The following is a 16,692-nucleotide window of genomic DNA, read 5'->3' on the forward strand; positions in this document are numbered from 1 at the left end:
CGTCACAGGTGCCAACGATGGGCCAGCGCTCGCCGCCGACACTCTCGCGGCGGTCGAGGACGGGCCGTCCGTCGACGTGGACCTCGCGGCGCTCGGTGCCGATATCGACAGCGACAACACCGGCACCACCCTCGGCTACGCCATCACCGGCGACCCCGCCGAGGGCACCGCAAGCATCTCCGGCACCACGCTCAGCTTCGCCCCCGGCGAAGACTTCCAGAACCTCGCCCAGGGCGAGACCCGCGACGTCACCATCACCGTCACCGCCACCGACGCCCATGGCGACACCGCCACCAACGACGTCACCGTCACGGTCACAGGTGCCAACGATGGGCCGGAGGCGCTGAACGATACCGCGAGTGTCGGGGGGACCCCCCTTCCCGCGGGCTTCGTGCAAAACCCGGCCAATGGCCATTACTACAATTTCTTCGAAGACGATGTGACCTGGGCCGAGGCCAACGATCTGGCGGAAGACATGGGCGGCTATCTGGCCACCATAACCTCGCTTGCGGAATCCAACTTCGTGCTGACGCTACCGACGACCAATCTGTTCGCCTATCTGGGCGGGTCGGACGCAGCCTCTGAAGGGACATGGACCTGGACGGGCGGACCCGAGGCCGGGACACAGTTCTTCCCGGGCGGCTTTGCCCCTTGGGATGCGGGAGAGCCCAACAACGGCTTCACCGGCGAAGATGTCCTGATGATGTATGTCAATTCCGGCAATGTCGGGAACTGGAATGACATCAGCGGCGCGCTGAACCCCGACATCGGCTTCCTTGTCGAGGTCGATGACCTGCCGACCGGGTTGAACGGAACGGATATCGATGTGCTGGCTAACGACACGGATGTCGACACCGGCGCCGTCCTGAGCGTGAGCGGCTTTGATCTCATGAGTGCGGGCGGCGCCGTGATCAGTCAGAACGGCGACGGCACGCTGCGGTATGAGCAGGGCACGGCCTATGATTTCCTCGCGGCGGGCGATACGGCGGTCGATACGTTCGACTATACGGTGACCGACGAGCATGGCGCAACTTCGACCGCGACGGTGAGCGTGACGGTGACCGGCGTGAACCAGGGCCCGGCGGTGGCCGCGCCGCTGGTCGCGGTCACCGATGAGGATGACGCAAGCTTTACCGTCGACATGCTGGACGGTGCGTCGGATGTGGATGCGGGCGAGACCGCGACACTGAGCGTGCAGAATGTGACAGGTCTGACGGCCGGCGTGACCCTTGTCGGCAACTCCCTGACGGTAGATCCGTCCGACGCGGCCTTCCAAAGCCTGGCTGCCGGCGAAAGCCAGATCATCACGGTGAATTACGAGGTGGTCGATGTCCAGAATGCGGTCGTAGGCCAGAGCGTCACCGTCACCGTCACCGGCACCAATGACGACCCGGAGATTTCGGTCGATGATTTCGCGCCCGTCCCGGAAGGCGACACGGGCGTGCCAAACGAGGTGGTCTTCGACCCGGCCACGGTGCTGACCGGCAGCGATGTCGATAACGGCGAGACGCCGCAGGTCGTGGCAGGCTCGCTCTCGATTGCAGCGGCGCCGGGCAGCGATACCGGCAATACGACACCGTTCAGCATCGGCGCGACCGCGGCAACCCTCGACACGGCCGATTACGATGTCCTCGCAGCCGGGCAAACCGGCCGCTTCTCCCTGAGCTTCGATGTGATCTCCGGCACGCAGGTTTCGACGCAGTCGGCGATGATCGAAATCACCGGGCAGAACGATGCCCCGGTGGCCTCGGACATGACGGTGAACGCCAATGAGGACGGGCCCGCGATCACGATAGATCCGGCCGTGTTCGACCCCGATGCCGGGGACACGCGCAGCTTTACCTTCGATACGATCGAGACGTCGGGCACCGTGACAGACCTTGGCAACGGCCAGTTTTCCTACGATCCCGCCGGCCTGTTCGAGAGCCTTGCCGAAGGCGTCGGAACGACCGACATTTTCACCTACACGGTCACGGACGCGGCGGGGGAAAGCTCGACAGCGACGGTGACTGTCAACCTGACCGGTCAGAACGATGCCCCGGTGGCAGAGGACATCCTGATCTCGGGCGACAATGACGGACCGATCACCGGGACCCTGGTGGGCTTCGATCCGGATGCGGGCGAGACCCCGTCGTTCGCCCTTGGCACGCAGGGACCGGGCAACGGCGCGGTGACCGTCAGCGCAGACGGCAACGTCACCTATACGCCCGGCCCGGGATTCGCCGGTTTCGACAGTTTCGAGATCGTGGCGAGCGATGGCAGCCTGACCGACAGCGCGACCGTCACCGTCGCCGTGAGCGATCCCGGCTCGCAGGAGGCGGCGGATCTCGGGCTGGGCATCACCATCGACACCGAGAGCATCGACGGGCGACCCGCCGGTGCCGTCAATGTCACCCGCTCCGTGGCGGAGGCAACACCGGTCAACCTTGTCTTCGCGCTCGACGGCTCGGGCAGTTTCGCGTTCGAGTTCGACGACCAGATCGCGGCCGTGAAGACCACGCTCGCAACGCTGGCCGAGAATTTCTCGGGGCCCGGTGCGCCGCAGGTGGACGTTCAGATCATCGTCTTCTCGAGCGGGGCCACCAGCTATGGCAAGGACGGCGTGGATGACCCGGCGAACGGTTTCACGCCGTTCGATCTGGTCGATGACGCCGACGCGATCCAGCAGACGCTGAGCGACATAACCCACCCTGGCGGGGGCACCGACTGGCACGAAGCGATCAACGACGCCAAGGAGTTCTTCGATCAGGAAAACAGCGCCGGGAATGACGAGGTCGATTTTCTATACTTCATCACCGACGGGCAGCCGACCGGGGCGGACAGCCTTTGGCAGAACGCGGTCAAGGCCATACGGGACGCGCATGACCCGCAGATCTTCACCTTCGGGGTCGGTGGAGCGTTCGATGCGACGAAGCTGGAACAGACCTTTACCATCGACGGCACCGATTACCGGTTCGACAGCGACGGCGACGCCAGGACAATCAACACGGCCTCCGACCTGGTGGTGGAGGTGCAGGAAACCGGGCTGTTCGCCCCCGAACTGGTCTCGTTCTCGCTGACCCTGCAAAGCGACGGCACCGATCACGGGGTGATCTCCACCACGATCGACAGCGACGGCACGGGGTTCACCCTGCCGCTCGCAGCGGTTGCCGGGATCGAGGACAAGCTGGGCGCCGACAATGATTTTGTCGCCACCGCGATCTTCGATCTCGACGGCGATGCCGGCACCACCGGCGACCAGATCACCATCGTCGAGGCGACGCGCATCTCCGCGCCGGACGCGCCGGTCTCCCCCGCAGGGTCCGGCACGGCCGACCTTCTGCTCGGCGGGACGGCGGACGACACGCTCGAAGGCGGTGACGGCAATGACCTGCTGATCGGTGGCGGCGGCAATGACAGCCTTGTCGGCGGCGCGGATGACGATCTCATCGTGCTGAACGCACCGGCCGGAACGGTGGTCGCCGATGGCGGCACAGGACGCGATACGCTGAAATTCGACATGGGCGGCGATCTGACGAGCGATGTGCTGCCGACGCTTACCATCACGGATATCGAGGCGCTGGACATGGAAAACGGTCAGTCCAACGACCTGTCCCTGACGCTGGCGGATATCGAGGGGCTGTCCTCCGAGGCCGATTCCGACCTTGAGGCGCTTCTCGGCGCTGCCCTCCCGGACCCCGACAGCGCAACGATTTACGGGGATGCCGGCGACAATCTCGCCTTGACCAACCCCGACGGGGCAATCGTAAAGGACCCGAACGGGACCGGACCGGTCAGCGACGGCAACGGCACGACCTTCGATATCTACCAGTTTTTCGACGGGTCCGATGCCCTGCTTGCCACGCTCGCGGTGGATGACGACGTAAACGTGTCGGCGGTTGTTGTCGCCTGAACATCCGCGTTTGCGTGCCCGGAGGCAGGCAACGCGCGCGGTCGCGGCTATCTCACGCCCGGTGGCACAGCCGGGCCGCGCCATGAATCGCGCGGTCCGAACGTCGGAGCGCCGCCCCGGTCGGGGCTCACCCCGACGTCCGCACCAGGCCGCAATCCCCATGTGCCGGGCAGGCGCCCCGGACGCCGCCCCTGCCCCTCACGCCGCCCGCGTCATGGCCAGCGCGGTCGCCTCGTAGGATTTCAGGACCGGCCAGAGCGGGCGGGAATGCTCGGGCAGGCGCGCGCGGTCGAGCCCGGCCAGAAGGCTCATCGACACGATCTCCGGCTGGCGCCGTATCCGCCCCAGATACAGGCTCTCGGTGGGCGCGCCCGCCGCCTCGATCTCCTCGTGTTCCGGCAGCACCAGCCCGTGATAACAAACCAGCGGCCCCGCTCCGGCATGGACCGCCGCCACCCCGTTCACGAGATCGCCGGCCGCGACCAGCACCGCCTCGGACCCGAAAAGGTATTCCACGTCCGAGCCGCCGATCACCAGCCGCTGATGCGGCGCCACGACGATATCGGCGCGCAGTCCGAAATAGGGCGCGCGCAGCCTGACCGGGCGGAACCCGCCCGCCGCGGGCACGCGGCGCATGAGCCGGTGCAGCACCGGCACCACCGCGCCCCCCGCGCCGCACACGCAATCGCCGCGCCGCAGCCGCCCCGCCGCGACATAGCCGTCCGGCGTGCGCACCGGCACCGCGTCCGACAGCCCCGGCATCGGCCCGACCGGCTCGACCGCGTCCGACAGCGCGGCAAAGATCACCTCCGGGTCGAGATGCCGCTGCCGCGGGTCGGTGAACGCGGTGCGCAAATCCGCCAGCGGCACGGGATGCGGCGGCGGCACATTGATGCTGCGCACCCCCATGATCCCGGGCCGCTCCAGCGACAGCCGCCCCCACCGCGCCGGCGCGTCCCAGCTATAGCTTATGCGCAGGCTGTCGCTGCGGTCGTCGGGCCGAAAGGGCAGCGTCGCGTGGCGCACGTCGCGCTCCTGCGTCTCGACCAGCGCCACCCCGCCCGACGGCAGCAACTGCAGCGAGAAACCACCCTGCCACGGATGCGTGCGCCCGAAGGACAACAGCGTCTGTGGCCGCCGCCCGATCGCCGGGCGCGTCTCGATCATCAGCGTGCCGCGCGGCAGGAGCGCGGTCGGATCGGGCGTCTCCGCGCCCCCCTCGCCCCCGATCCCGCCGGGCTCGAACCGCCCGCCATCGCGATCCGTGAACGCGATCCAGCCCATCTCAGGCCGCGTGCCCCGGCTGCCGCAAGAGCCGCGCCTCAAAGGGTCGCAGCGTGCGCCGCGCGGCCGGGCCATAGCCTGCCCCGCTCGCCAGGTCGATCCCGGGAAACAGCGCGCATATCTCGGCCACGATCTCCGTCTCGAAACTGTGCGCCGTCTGCGGACCGGGCAGAAAGCTCTCGGTCGCGAGCCCGCCCGACCAGATCACCTGATGGCGGTCGAACATCAGGTGCACATACGTGACCTCGCCCCCCGCGACGCGCCGTACCGTGCGGTCGTTGACCAGGTCGCGCGCCGCCACCAGCACCTCGCTCTCGCCGAACAGAAGCTCGGCCAGCGCATCGCGCACCAGCACCCGGTGCAGCGGCGACAGCCATATCTCGTCATGCCGCCCGAACGTGTCCGCCACGATGCGGACCGGCGCGAAATCGCCCGTCGCCGCCACCGTCCGGCTGCCGGTCCAGCGCAGCGGCTGCGCCCCCTCGTCGCGGGTCAGCACCAGGTCGCCGGGCCGCAAATCCTCGACCGGCACCTCGCCGCCGGGCGTTCGGATCCGCGTCCCGGCAACGAAACAGGGCACCGAATTGACCGTGGCAAAGCCGGTATCGGACGCTCCGGTGCTGCTCTCCACCCCGTAGGTAAAGGTGAACTCCTCGGTATCGCCATCGCCGATCGCGGTCACCGTGCCGTCGGCATTGAGCTCGATCTGCTGCCCCGATGCCAGCGTCACGATATCGCCCGCCACCACCGCCTGCCCGTTGAGATGGGTGACGGTCAGCGTGCCGCCGGTGTCGTTGACGTCGTTGCCCAGCAGGTCGATGACGCGGCTGCCATCGGGAAACAGCGTGGCGCTGTCATCCTGCGCCACCACCGAGGTCTGCACGCTGTTTGCGGCAATCAGCACGGTGGAGTCGTAGCCGCTGTCGCCGACATCGGCGATGCCGATGCGGATATCGTTCTCCACCCCCGCATTGACCGGGATGCTCAGCGACAGGGTGATGGTCACACCGTCCATCTCGGTGTTGAACTGATCTGCGGTGTTGTCCTGGAACAGGTTCTCGTTGGTGCCCGCGTTGATGTTGCCCGGGTCGACATCGCCGTCGCCCAGCGACAGCGGTACCAGCTCGCCATTGACCCAGACCCCGAAGAAATCCTGGAACGCACTGGTGGCGAATTCCGGATACTCCTCCGAGGCAAAGACGAACTGCATCGTCATCAGGTTGCCGGTCGGCACGAAGGTCACATCGAGAAAGGATGCATCGAAGGTGAACGCGCCCGCGGCGGCGTTGAAGTCGCTCACGCCGTTGGGACCGCTGGTATTGGTCGAGGTGCTGCTCGACTCGTTGGACTGGAACGGGTTGTCGTTGGTGAAATCGCGCAGGTCCCCGGTCGAGAACATCACCCCCGTATCGCCCGGCACCACGCCCGGTGAGATCGCCTCGCCGTTGGTGTAGATGCCCGAGGAGTTGTTGCTCCCGGTGTAGCTCGCGCTGACGATCGTGACCCCGTCGCCAAAGATCGTCTCGGCCATCTCGGTTTCGGAGGCCCCGCGATCAATCGGAAGTTCGACGCCTGCAACCATATCCTGCCCACCTCGTTCAGAGAGGCAGGGAGCGCGACCTTGACATGCCCGGATTGCCGCGACGCATCGCAATGATTGCGCGCCGCCGGTCCATCCAATCTGGGTCCACCCGTCCGTTAGCCGGATCTCCGGACCCTGTCTCAGCTCGTTTCGACCTGCCTCGGCCCTTGTTTTGACAAGTGATAGCAAATCTTTCCCGTAATGTTAAGGTTTAACCGTTCTGTGCGCGCCATTTGCACCGCCGCGCGATCCGCGGCCATTTGCACCGCCGCACGATCCGCGCTAGGCGACACGCATCGCAAGCAAAAGGTCCGCCCATGCCCGCATCCCCGCTCGATCCCGCGCGCCTCACCGCCGATCTCATTCGCTGCCCCTCGGTCACGCCCGAGGAGGGCGGCGCCCTGCTCCTGCTGGAGGGGGTGCTCTCGGACGCGGGCTTTGCCTGCACCCGCGTCGATCGCGGCGGGGTGAGCAACCTCTACGCCCGCTGGGGCGACAGGGGCGCGGCGCGCAGCTTCGGCTTCAACGGCCACACCGACGTGGTGCCGGTGGGCGACGAGGGCGCGTGGAGCGTGCCGCCTTTCGACGCGGTGGAGCGCGACGGGATGCTCTGGGGGCGCGGGGCCACGGACATGAAATCCGGCGTCGCCGCCTTCGCCGCCGCAGCGGTGGATTTCGTCCGCGACACGCCCCCCGACGGCGCGGTGATCCTCGCGATCACCGGCGACGAGGAGGGCGACGCCGTGGACGGCACCCGCGCCCTGCTCGACTGGATGGAGGCCAATGACGAGCGCATGACCGCCTGCCTCGTGGGCGAGCCCACCTGCCCCGAGCGCATGGGCGAGATGATCAAGATCGGACGGCGCGGCTCGCTTTCCGCCTGGATCACGATCACCGGCGTGCAGGGCCATTCCGCCTATCCGCACCGCGCCCGTAACCCCCTGCCCGCGATGGCGCGGCTCATGGACAGGCTGTCCTCGCATACCCTCGACGAGGGCACCGCGCATTTCGACCCCTCGACGCTGGCGGTCGTCACCATCGACACCGGCAACCCCGCCACCAACGTGATCCCCGCCGAGTGCCGCGCCACCGTCAACATCCGCTTCAACGACAGCCATGACGGCGCGAGCCTCACCGCCTGGCTTCAGGACGAGATCGACCGTGTCGCCGCCGGGTTCGGAGTCGGGGCGACGATGCGCGTCAAGGTCTCGGGCGAGGCGTTCCTCACGCCCCCCGGCGCGCTCTCGGCTCTGGTGGCGCGCGCGGTCGAGGCCGAGACCGGCATCGCCCCCGCGCTCTCGACCACGGGGGGCACCTCGGACGCGCGCTTCGTGCGCAATCACTGCCCGGTGGTGGAATTCGGCCTCGTCGGCCAGACCATGCACCAGGTGGACGAGCGGGTGGAGATTGACCAGATCCACCAACTCAAGGCAATTTACTCACAGATTCTGCGCGATTACTTTACATGACGCGACAAACCCTCGTCGTGATGGTCAAGGAGCCGCACCCGGGCCGCGTCAAGACCCGGCTGGGGCGCGACATCGGCATGGTGGCCGCCGCCTGGTGGTTCCGTCATCAGGTCGCCCGCCTGCTGCGGCGGATCGACGATCCACGCTGGTGCCTCGTGCTCGCCGTCAGCCCCGATGCCGAGGGGCTGGCCAGCCGCGTCTGGCCCGCGCACCTGCCGCGCATGGCGCAGGGCCGGGGCGATCTCGGCGACCGGATGGCGCGCATCTTCCGCAGCCTTCCGCCGGGCCCCGCCTGCATCATCGGTGCCGACATTCCGGGCATCGACCGGCCCCGTATCGCCCGCGCCTTTGCGACGCTCGGGCACCACGACGCGGTGCTTGGCCCCGCCCCGGATGGCGGCTACTGGCTGATCGGGCTGCGCCGCACCGCGGCGGTGCCCGCGGGTCTGTTTGAGGGCGTGCGCTGGTCGGGGCCGCACGCGCGCACCGACACGATCGCAAGCCTCGGGCACGCCCGCATGGCGCTTGTCGATACGCTCCGCGACGTGGACGACGCGCGCGATCTCAGCCGCCGGGCCGCCCGAACACCAGCCGCAGAATCTCCGCCAGACCCGCCTCGTCCGCCGCGGTAAAGGCCCCCGGCCGGTCGCTGTCGATATCGAGCACGGCAATCAGATCACCCGCCGCGGTCCAGACCGGCAGCACGATCTCCGACCGGGTCGAGGCGGCGCAGGCGATGTGGCCGGGAAACGCCTCCACATCATCGACGCGCTGCACCTCGCCGGTGCGCGCCGCCGCCCCGCAGACCCCGCGCGAGAACGGGATCACGAGGCAGCCATGCCCGCCCTGGTAGGGCCCGATCTTGAGCGTCTCCGGCCCGGTGACGCGGTAGAACCCCGTCCAGTCGAACCGCTCATCGGCGTGGTGCAATTCGCAGACCACGGTCGCCATGAGCGCGACGGTGTCGGTCTCGCCCTCGGTCAGCGCCGCGATGGTCTTGATGATGCTGTCGTAATCCATGGTCATTGTTGCGGTATGCCATGCCGCGCGCGGAGGTGCCAGTGACCCGGTTGCAACCCGGCCGGCTCCCGTGGCAGGCCCACGACCCGAGAGACGATCCGATGCCAATCCGAGGAGCTCCCATGTCCCGGCTGACCCTGCACCGAAACGTGGCCCGCGATCTTGCCCCGCTGGCCCGCCTGCTGGCCGACCCCGACGACCTGACCCTCGTCAATCCACATGCCGCTCATCCCTTCGACCCGGGCGAATGGGCGATGAAATGGGTGGGCGAGCGCGACGACGAAACATTCTACCTGCTCGACGAGGACGGGCGCGAAGTGGGCTTCTTCGCGCTGCGCGTGGGCATCGGCCCGGAGGTGCGCCATCTGACCTACGTCTTCATCGAGGAACGGATGAGGGGCGGCACGGGCGAGGAACTGACCCGACTCGCCGAGGAGGCGGCGCAGGCCCTCGGCGCGCTGTCGATCACGCTCAAGGTCGAGTTGGAGAACGAAGTGGCGCTCAACCTCTACCGCAAGGCAGGATACGAGGAGCTGTCGCGCCGCGGCGACATGGCCACGATGCGGCGCGATCTGGACGGCTAGACCCGCTCGATGGCGATCGCCGTGCCCTCGCCGCCGCCGATGCAGATGGCGGCGACGCCGCGCCTCAGGTCCCGCTTTTCCAGCGCATTGAGCAGCGTCACCATGATCCGCGCGCCCGAGGCGCCGATGGGATGGCCCAGCGCGCAGGCCCCGCCATTGACGTTGACCCGCGCGCGCGGCAGCCCCATCTCGTGCATGAAGGCCATCGGCACCACGGCAAAGGCCTCGTTCACCTCCCACAGATCCACGTCATCCACGCCCCAGCCGAGCCGCTTCAGCAGCTTTTGTGCCGCCGGAACCGGCGCGGTGGTGAACCAGCCCGGTGCCTGCGCGTGGCTGGCATGGCCGAGGATGCGCGCGCGGATCGTGAGGCCCTGCGCCTCCGCCGCCTCGCGCGAGGCCAGCAGCAGCGCCGCCGCGCCGTCGCTGATCGAGCTGGAATTGGCCGCCGTCACCGTGCCGCCCTCGCGAAAGGCGGGCTTCAAATGCGGGATCTTCTCGGGCCGCGCCTTGGCGGGTTGTTCGTCGGCCGAGACCACCACCTCGCCCTTGCGCGAGGTCAGCGTGACCGGCGCGATCTCGTCCTCGAAAGCCCGGGATGTCTGCGCGTCGAGCGCCCCTTGCAGCGAGCCGATCGCATACGCGTCCTGCGCCTCGCGGGTAAACTGGAATTTCTCGGCGCAATCCTCGGCAAAGGTGCCCATCAGGCGGCCCTTGTCATAGGCATCCTCCAGCCCGTCCAGGAACATGTGATCGACCGCGCGGCCATGCCCGATCCGCGCGCCGCCGCGCATCGCGGGCAGTAGATAGGGCGCGCAGGACATCGATTCCATGCCGCCCGCGATCATCGTCTCCGCGTGGCCAAGGGCGATCTGGTCATGCGCCATCATGGCCGCCTTCATCCCCGAGCCGCACATCTTGTTGAGCGTGGTTGCGGGCACATCCTCGCCCAGCCCCGCGGCAAAACCCGCCTGCCGCGCCGGGGCCTGCCCTTGCCCGGCGGGCAGCACGCAGCCCATGAGCACCTCGTCCACCGTCGTGGCCCCCGCCCTGGCCAGCGCCGCCCGGATCGCGGCGCCACCGAGCACCGGTGCCGGGACCCCGTCGAAATCGCCCTGGAATCCGCCCATCGGCGTCCGCGCCGCCCCGGCAATCACAACCTCGCGCATTGTCGTTCCTCCATGAAATCCCGCTCCTGCTTACCGGATGGAAAGGAATCGGGTCTAGCCTCCCGTGTAATACTACGTAACGGAGCACAGGCACGATGGACCTTCACCAGACCTGCGATGGCGGGATCAGGATCGTCACCGTCCCGGAGGCGCGGATCGACGCCGCCGCCGCCATCGGCTTCAAGGACGCGATGCGCGCGGCCACCGCCCGCGGCCCCGACCATGTGGTACTCGACCTGTCGAACGTGGAGTTCGTCGATTCCAGCGGGCTCGGGGCCATCGTCGCGGCGATGAAGCAGATGGGGCCGGGACGGCGGCTCGACCTCGCAGGGCTGACGCCAGACGTAGCCAAGGTGTTTCGCCTGACGCGGATGGATACCGTCTTCGTCATCCACGGGCGGGCCGATGGCGCGGTGCGCCGTGACGCGGGCTGAGCGGCGCGGTGCGGCGGACGGCGGCGACCGGGTCTGCCCCCGCGCGGCCCCGCGACGACGGATGAGCGCGGGGATTGATCTGCACGCGGCCGCGGACGGGATGTCGGTCCGCGCCCTGCTCGCCGAACTGCGCGCGCGGCTGCGCGCCCGCGGGCTGCCGGAGGCGGCGTGCGGCACCGTCGAGATCGTCCTCGCCGAGGCGCTCAACAACATCGTGGAACATGCCTATGGCGATGCCGGGGCGGGCGCGATCGGGCTGCACGCCGCGCTCGGCCCCGCCGGTCTCATCTGCACGCTGCGTGACCGTGGCGCGGCGCTGCCCGCGCCGCACCTGCCGGCGGGCCGCCCGCCCGATATGGGCACCGACCCCGGCGCGCTGCCCGAGGGGGGATTCGGCTGGTTCCTCATCCGCAGCCTGACGCGCGAGGTGCGCTATGACCGCGTCGACGGCACCAACCGGCTCACCCTCCGCTTCGACCTGCCGGCACCCGACAACGGCAACGGCAACCGCTGAGCGCGCCTGCCCACCCGCGCAACAGCCGCGTGCACGCGTCGCAATATCACCTCATTCGCACCCAACTGCCGCCTCACGGGGATGTGACAAGGGCCGTGTAGCTGCATACGGCTTCCCTCGGCGCCGCGTTTCATTGCCCCCACCCAGTGCGCGGCGTCGAGGTCTTCTCCCCCTCCCGACATGGCATTGGCATTCCGCACGGCGCGCCCTAGGGTGCACCCGATTTCGCATCATCGGGGAGGCCAGACCATGCGCGACTTCCATCTTCCGGGGCGCTCGGGCACCTATGCCACCGACGGCATGTGCGCGACCTCGCATCCGCTCGCCGCGCGGACCGCCATCGACATCCTCGAGCGTGGCGGCAACGCCATGGACGCCGCCATCGCCGGGGCCGTCCTGCTCGGCATCTGCGAACCGCAGATGACCGGCATCGGCGGCGACTGCTTCGCGCTCTTCACCACCCCCGGCGACCCGGCAATCCGCGCGCTCAACGGCTCGGGCCGCGCGCCCGCCGCCGCCTCGGCCGCGGCCCTGCGCGACAAGGGACACGAGACCGTGCCGCTCCACAGCGCCGATGCCGTCACCATTCCCTGCGCCATCGACGCCTTCTGCCGGCTGTCGGCCGATCACGGGCGGCTCGGGCTCGACACGCTGCTCGCCCCCGCGATCCGCTATGCCGATGCCGGCGTGCCGGTCGCGCCGCGCGTGGCCTTCGACTGGCCGGTGGCGGGCAAGGCGCTTCAGGGCCACGGCATCGCCCATTACACGCGGAACGGGCAGCCGCTGGCCACCGGCGACATCTTCCGCGCGCCGGGGCAGGCCGAGGTGCTGCGCCGAATCGCCCGCCACGGGCGCACCGCGTTCTACGAGGGCGAGGTGGCCGAGGACATGCTGGCCGCGCTCAACGCGCTGGACGGGGTCCACACGGCGGAGGATTTCGCCGCCGCGCAGAGCGATTACACCGACCCGGTGCAAGGCGAATACAAGGGCGCGACGCTGGTCGAGCACCCGCCCAACGGGCAGGGCGCGACGGCGATCCTGCTGATGAACATCCTGCGCCATTTCGACCTCGCGTCGATGCCACCGGGCAGCGCCGGGCGCATCCATATCGAGGCCGAGGCGACCAAGCTCGCCTATGACGCGCGCAACCGCTTCATCGCCGACCCCGACCGCACCGCGCGGCTCGCGCACATGCTCGCCCCCGAAACGGCGGCGCGACTCGCGGCGCTGATCGACCCGCGCCGCGCCATGCCCGCCGCCGCGCCGCTCACCGAGGCCATCCACCGCGATACCGTCTACATCACCGTCGTGGATCGCGACCGCATGGCGGTGTCCTTCATCTATTCGATCTTCCACGGCTTCGGCTCCGGCATCGCGTCCGGGAAATTCGGCATCCTGATGCAGAATCGCGGCGCGGGCTTCAGCCTCACCGAGGGCCACCCCAACGAGATGGCGGGCGGCAGCCGCCCGATGCACACGATCATCCCCGCCATGCTGGCCGAGAATGGCCGCGTGACCATGCCCTTCGGCGTGATGGGCGGCGGCTATCAACCCGCGGGCCACGCGCGGCTGGTGTCCAACATGGTGGATTTCGGCATGGACGTGCAGGCCGCCATCGACGCGCCGCGCGCCTTCGCCGATCCCGCGGGGCTCAAGCTCGAACGCGGGCACGCGCCGGATGTGGCACAGGCGCTCGCCGATCTGGGCCACGAGGTCATCGTCCCGCGCGATCCGCTGGGCGGGGCGCAGGCGATCCGCATCCACGACAGCGGCGTGCTGGAGGGCGGCAGCGACGCGCGCAAGGACGGCTGCGCATTGGGATATTGAGCGCCGTCGGCGTCCACCCCGCATGACCAAGCCACCGGAGCAGGGCGGGGATCACCCCGTCCGCCTTCAATTCAACTGGAAATGCAGCGGGTAATACCCGTCCTCGAACGGCCCGAACAGGTCGGGGATGTCGGGATGGTCCACCGGCTCGCCCGAATAGTCGGCGACGAGGTTCTGCTCGCTGACATAGGCCACGTAGTAGCTCTGGTCGTTCTCGGCGAGCAGGTGATAGAAGGGTTGCTCGCGCGACGGGCGGCTGTCCTCGGGAATGGCAGCGTACCATTCCTCGGTGTTCGAGAATTCCGGATCCACGTCAAAGACAACACCCCGAAAAGGGTGCTTCTTGTGCCGGACAACCTGTCCGAGCGCGTATTTCGCCTGAGTCTTTATCATCGGTCTTGCCCTACCATAGATATGTATCGCTGCAAGCGGGGTTTGTCCAACCATGCGCCGAAACCGGCCGGAAACAGTCTGTGAACCGGGGTGAGACAGGGCCCGGGGCGCGGGGAATTCGGGATTCCCCCGGCTCGGCAAATCGGCTACACTGCCGGAAAAAGAGCAGACGAAAGCGAGAGGCAGATGGGCAGGATTATCGGTGCGCTCCTGGCGCTCCTTGTGCTGGCGTCCTGTGGCGGCGGATACGGCGCGCCGCCGCGCGATCTCGACAATGCCTGCACCATCCTCAATGAACGTCCCGAATACGCCCGCGCCTTCCAGGCCTCCGCGCGCAAATGGGGCATCCCCGCGCATGTACAGATGGCGACCATCTACCAGGAGAGCAAGTTCATCAGCGACGCGCGCACCCCCTTCCGCTGGTCGCTCGGCGTGATCCCGCGCGGGCGGATCAGTTCGGCCTATGGCTACAGCCAGGCTCTCGACGGGACGTGGGAGGAATACAAGACCGGTGCCGGGCGCTGGGGCGCGCGGCGCACCGATATTTTCGATTCGGCGGACTTCATCGGCTGGTACATGGCACAGTCCACCGAACGGCTGGGCATCGCCCGCACCGACGCGCGCAACCAGTATCTGGCCTATCACGAAGGGCGTACCGGCTTTGCCCGCGGCAACCACAATTCCAAGCCGTGGCTGCTGCGCGTCGCCGCCGAGGTCGATGCGCGCGCCGCCCGCTATCGCGCGCAGTTGTCGTCGTGCCGGGCCGGGCGCGGGCTGGTCTGAAAACAGCCGCACCCGGTGTCGCCTCGGGTCAGGGGTCGATGCGGTTCGTCCGGGTGCCGGGGATGACGAACTGTTCGTCATCGAGCCGCACGTCGCGGCGCAGATCACCAAGAATCACCGTGGTGCTGCTGCCATTGGCGTCATTAATGACCCATTGGCGCAACTCCACCGGGTCGCCGGTAAAGACGAGGTCGATGCTGCCATACTCGGGGTGGTCCGGGTCCTGCGCGCGCACCGTGGTCGTCACCCCGTCGCTCGCGTGCCCCACCACCATGCGCTCGCGCGTCAGATCGACAGTGTTCGCCAGGATGATCTTGAGCGGCGTGCGGTGCAGCGGATAGCCCTGCTTCTCGTTCGAGCGCGGATCGACGATCCCCACGGTGTCGCCATCCGCCACCACCAGCGCCTCCTCCGGCGCATCATACTCGAACCGCACCCGCCCGGGGCGCTTGAGGTAAAGCCGCCCCGTGCTGATCGTGCCGTCGGCATTGACTTGCGTAAACTGCCCCTCCCCCCGGCGCAGGTCGTCGAGATAGGTTGAGATTTCAGCGAGCGACAGCTTCTCCGCCGCCGCCGGCAGCGCCATCGCCGCCACAAGGACGGGAACCATCAGGATACGCAATCTTGTCATGCCTGGACCTTGAACTGTGACTGTGTTCGTTTCGTCACCCAATGTGGGCATGCACGCACTGCCAGGCAATAACCAGCGCGGTCAAGCGTTCCGAAATCCGTGGAAAAGCCCGGTGTCCGGCCTGATCCGGCAAGACCTCCGCATGACACCGTTCCGGCGCCGTGAAGGGGGCTGACACATACCGACTGCACCTGCAGCATCCGACGCGGGAACAGCCGGCAAGTCCGGGCCCCGCCCGATCGCCGCCGTTTCAACGGGCCTTTCTCACACCGACGGAATACCGACAGAATACCGACGTGAAACCGCAGGCCGTTTCGGGGCTTGCCTACAGCATCATCATCCCCCGCCGCACGAGGTTCAGCCCCGCCAGCAGCAGCACCCAGAGCGTCACCTTGCGAAACGTCGCCTGATCGAACCGGTCCTGCAGCCAGAAGCCCAGCGCGATCCCCACCAGCGCCGGCGGCACCAGCGCCAGCGACAGCGGCACCGTCTCCGACCGCAGCACGCCCGAGCCGACATGCGCGGCCACCAGCAGCACCGCGCCGAGGCCGTAGATCACCCCCTGCACGCGCATCTGCTCGGTCTTCTCGGTGCCGCGCGCGGTCAGCATCGCCACCGTGGGCGGCCCCCAAATCCCTGATAATCCACCGAAAAGACCGGCAAGCGCGCCCATGCCCGCCTCGCCCCGCATGCCGCCCTCGGGCGACAGGCGCAGGCCCCGGCCCAGCAGCGTCGAGAGGGCATAGGCGGTGATCAGCGGCCCGATAAAGAGGAACATCGCCGCGGGCGGCAGGCGCGGCACCGCCTGCGCCGCCACCACCATCACCGCGCCCCCCGCCATCAGGAACACCCGGAACCGCGCCACCGACGCCAGCGCCGCACCGACGCCCTGCCGCAGCGCCTGCCACAGGTTCGTCGCCAGCGTCGGCAGGATCAGCCCCGCCAACGCCAGGTCCGGCGGCATCACCGTGCTCAGCCCCGCGATCAGCACCGTCGGCATGGCAAACCCCACCACCCCCTTGACCAGCCCCGCACAGACCGCCACGGCAAAGGCGAGGGTCCAGCCCCAGACCGGGCCGATATCGAAAAACGCTTCCATACCGGAGTGTT

General features: G+C 68.3%; 15 protein-coding genes. 8 read left to right on the top strand and 7 right to left on the bottom strand.

The window, feature by feature from the left end:
- A partial coding sequence (locus ACFFU4_RS13910; protein ID WP_377070397.1) for a cadherin-like domain-containing protein occupies window positions 1-3,892 on the top strand: 3,892 nt, incomplete at its 5' end.
- Between the two features lie 198 nt (window positions 3,893-4,090).
- Here ACFFU4_RS13910 and ACFFU4_RS13915 read toward each other — a convergent pair.
- Both ACFFU4_RS13915 and ACFFU4_RS13920 read right to left on the bottom strand, forming a co-directional pair.
- Window positions 4,091-5,176: a Hint domain-containing protein gene (locus ACFFU4_RS13915; protein ID WP_377070398.1), complete on the bottom strand. Its 1,086-nt coding sequence runs from the start codon at window positions 5,174-5,176 to the stop codon at window positions 4,091-4,093.
- 1 nt (window position 5,177) lies between these two features.
- On the bottom strand, window positions 5,178-6,758 hold the full coding sequence (locus tag ACFFU4_RS13920; RefSeq protein ID WP_377070399.1) for a Hint domain-containing protein: 1,581 nt from the start codon (window positions 6,756-6,758) through the stop codon (window positions 5,178-5,180).
- A gap of 317 nt (window positions 6,759-7,075) precedes the next feature.
- Between ACFFU4_RS13920 and dapE the strand changes: the two genes are divergently transcribed.
- Window positions 7,076-8,227, top strand: coding sequence for a succinyl-diaminopimelate desuccinylase (gene dapE, locus ACFFU4_RS13925; RefSeq protein ID WP_377070400.1), 1,152 nt, complete (start codon window positions 7,076-7,078; stop codon window positions 8,225-8,227).
- Window positions 8,224-8,859: a TIGR04282 family arsenosugar biosynthesis glycosyltransferase gene (locus tag ACFFU4_RS13930; protein ID WP_377070402.1), complete on the top strand. Its 636-nt coding sequence runs from the start codon at window positions 8,224-8,226 to the stop codon at window positions 8,857-8,859. Before dapE ends, ACFFU4_RS13930 begins: the two co-directional genes overlap by 4 nt.
- Here ACFFU4_RS13930 and msrC read toward each other — a convergent pair.
- On the bottom strand, window positions 8,792-9,253 hold the full coding sequence (msrC, locus tag ACFFU4_RS13935) for a free L-methionine (R)-S-oxide reductase MsrC (protein ID WP_377070403.1): 462 nt from the start codon (window positions 9,251-9,253) through the stop codon (window positions 8,792-8,794). The two genes, ACFFU4_RS13930 and msrC, sit on opposite strands and share 68 nt — an antisense overlap.
- A gap of 116 nt (window positions 9,254-9,369) precedes the next feature.
- On the opposite strand from msrC, the gene ACFFU4_RS13940 reads away from it, so the two are divergent.
- On the top strand, window positions 9,370-9,831 hold the full coding sequence (locus ACFFU4_RS13940) for a GNAT family N-acetyltransferase (RefSeq protein ID WP_377070404.1): 462 nt from the start codon (window positions 9,370-9,372) through the stop codon (window positions 9,829-9,831).
- On the opposite strand, the gene ACFFU4_RS13945 is transcribed toward ACFFU4_RS13940, so the two are convergent.
- A complete protein-coding gene (locus ACFFU4_RS13945; protein WP_377070405.1) occupies window positions 9,828-11,000 on the bottom strand; it encodes a thiolase family protein in 1,173 nt (390 codons plus the stop codon). The genes ACFFU4_RS13940 and ACFFU4_RS13945 overlap by 4 nt on opposite strands.
- A 95-nt stretch (window positions 11,001-11,095) precedes the next feature.
- On the opposite strand from ACFFU4_RS13945, the gene ACFFU4_RS13950 reads away from it, so the two are divergent.
- The 3 genes from ACFFU4_RS13950 to ACFFU4_RS13960 all read left to right on the top strand — a co-directional run bounded on the left by ACFFU4_RS13950 (window position 11,096) and on the right by ACFFU4_RS13960 (window position 13,775).
- A complete protein-coding gene (locus ACFFU4_RS13950) occupies window positions 11,096-11,434 on the top strand; it encodes an STAS domain-containing protein (protein ID WP_377070406.1) in 339 nt (112 codons plus the stop codon).
- The gene (locus ACFFU4_RS13955) at window positions 11,421-11,948 is read left to right on the top strand and encodes an ATP-binding protein (protein ID WP_377070407.1); all 528 of its coding nucleotides are present in this window, start codon (window positions 11,421-11,423) and stop codon (window positions 11,946-11,948) included. Before ACFFU4_RS13950 ends, ACFFU4_RS13955 begins: the two co-directional genes overlap by 14 nt.
- Before the next feature lie 249 nt (window positions 11,949-12,197).
- Window positions 12,198-13,775 (top strand): gamma-glutamyltransferase family protein, encoded by a 1,578-nt coding sequence (locus tag ACFFU4_RS13960; RefSeq protein WP_377070408.1) that lies wholly within the window; start codon window positions 12,198-12,200, stop codon window positions 13,773-13,775.
- 66 nt (window positions 13,776-13,841) lie between these two features.
- On the opposite strand, the gene hspQ is transcribed toward ACFFU4_RS13960, so the two are convergent.
- Entirely contained in the window at window positions 13,842-14,168 is a 327-nt protein-coding gene (gene hspQ / locus ACFFU4_RS13965) for a heat shock protein HspQ (protein ID WP_377070409.1), read from the bottom strand.
- A gap of 186 nt (window positions 14,169-14,354) precedes the next feature.
- On the opposite strand from hspQ, the gene ACFFU4_RS13970 reads away from it, so the two are divergent.
- Window positions 14,355-14,951, top strand: a complete 597-nt coding sequence (locus tag ACFFU4_RS13970) for a transglycosylase SLT domain-containing protein (RefSeq protein ID WP_377070410.1) — start codon at window positions 14,355-14,357, stop codon at window positions 14,949-14,951.
- Window positions 14,952-14,979: 28 nt separating this feature from the next.
- On the opposite strand, the gene ACFFU4_RS13975 is transcribed toward ACFFU4_RS13970, so the two are convergent.
- On the bottom strand, window positions 14,980-15,582 hold the full coding sequence (locus tag ACFFU4_RS13975; protein WP_377070411.1) for a LolA family protein: 603 nt from the start codon (window positions 15,580-15,582) through the stop codon (window positions 14,980-14,982).
- A gap of 325 nt (window positions 15,583-15,907) precedes the next feature.
- Window positions 15,908-16,681 carry a sulfite exporter TauE/SafE family protein gene (locus ACFFU4_RS13980; RefSeq protein ID WP_377070412.1) on the bottom strand — a complete coding sequence of 258 codons (774 nt, stop codon included), beginning with the start codon at window positions 16,679-16,681 and terminating at the stop codon, window positions 15,908-15,910.
- Window positions 16,682-16,692 lie beyond the last annotated feature (11 nt).

The sequence above is a fragment of the Roseovarius ramblicola genome (genome assembly GCF_042430665.1).
Classification (GTDB): Bacteria; Pseudomonadota; Alphaproteobacteria; order Rhodobacterales; family Rhodobacteraceae; genus Roseovarius; species Roseovarius ramblicola.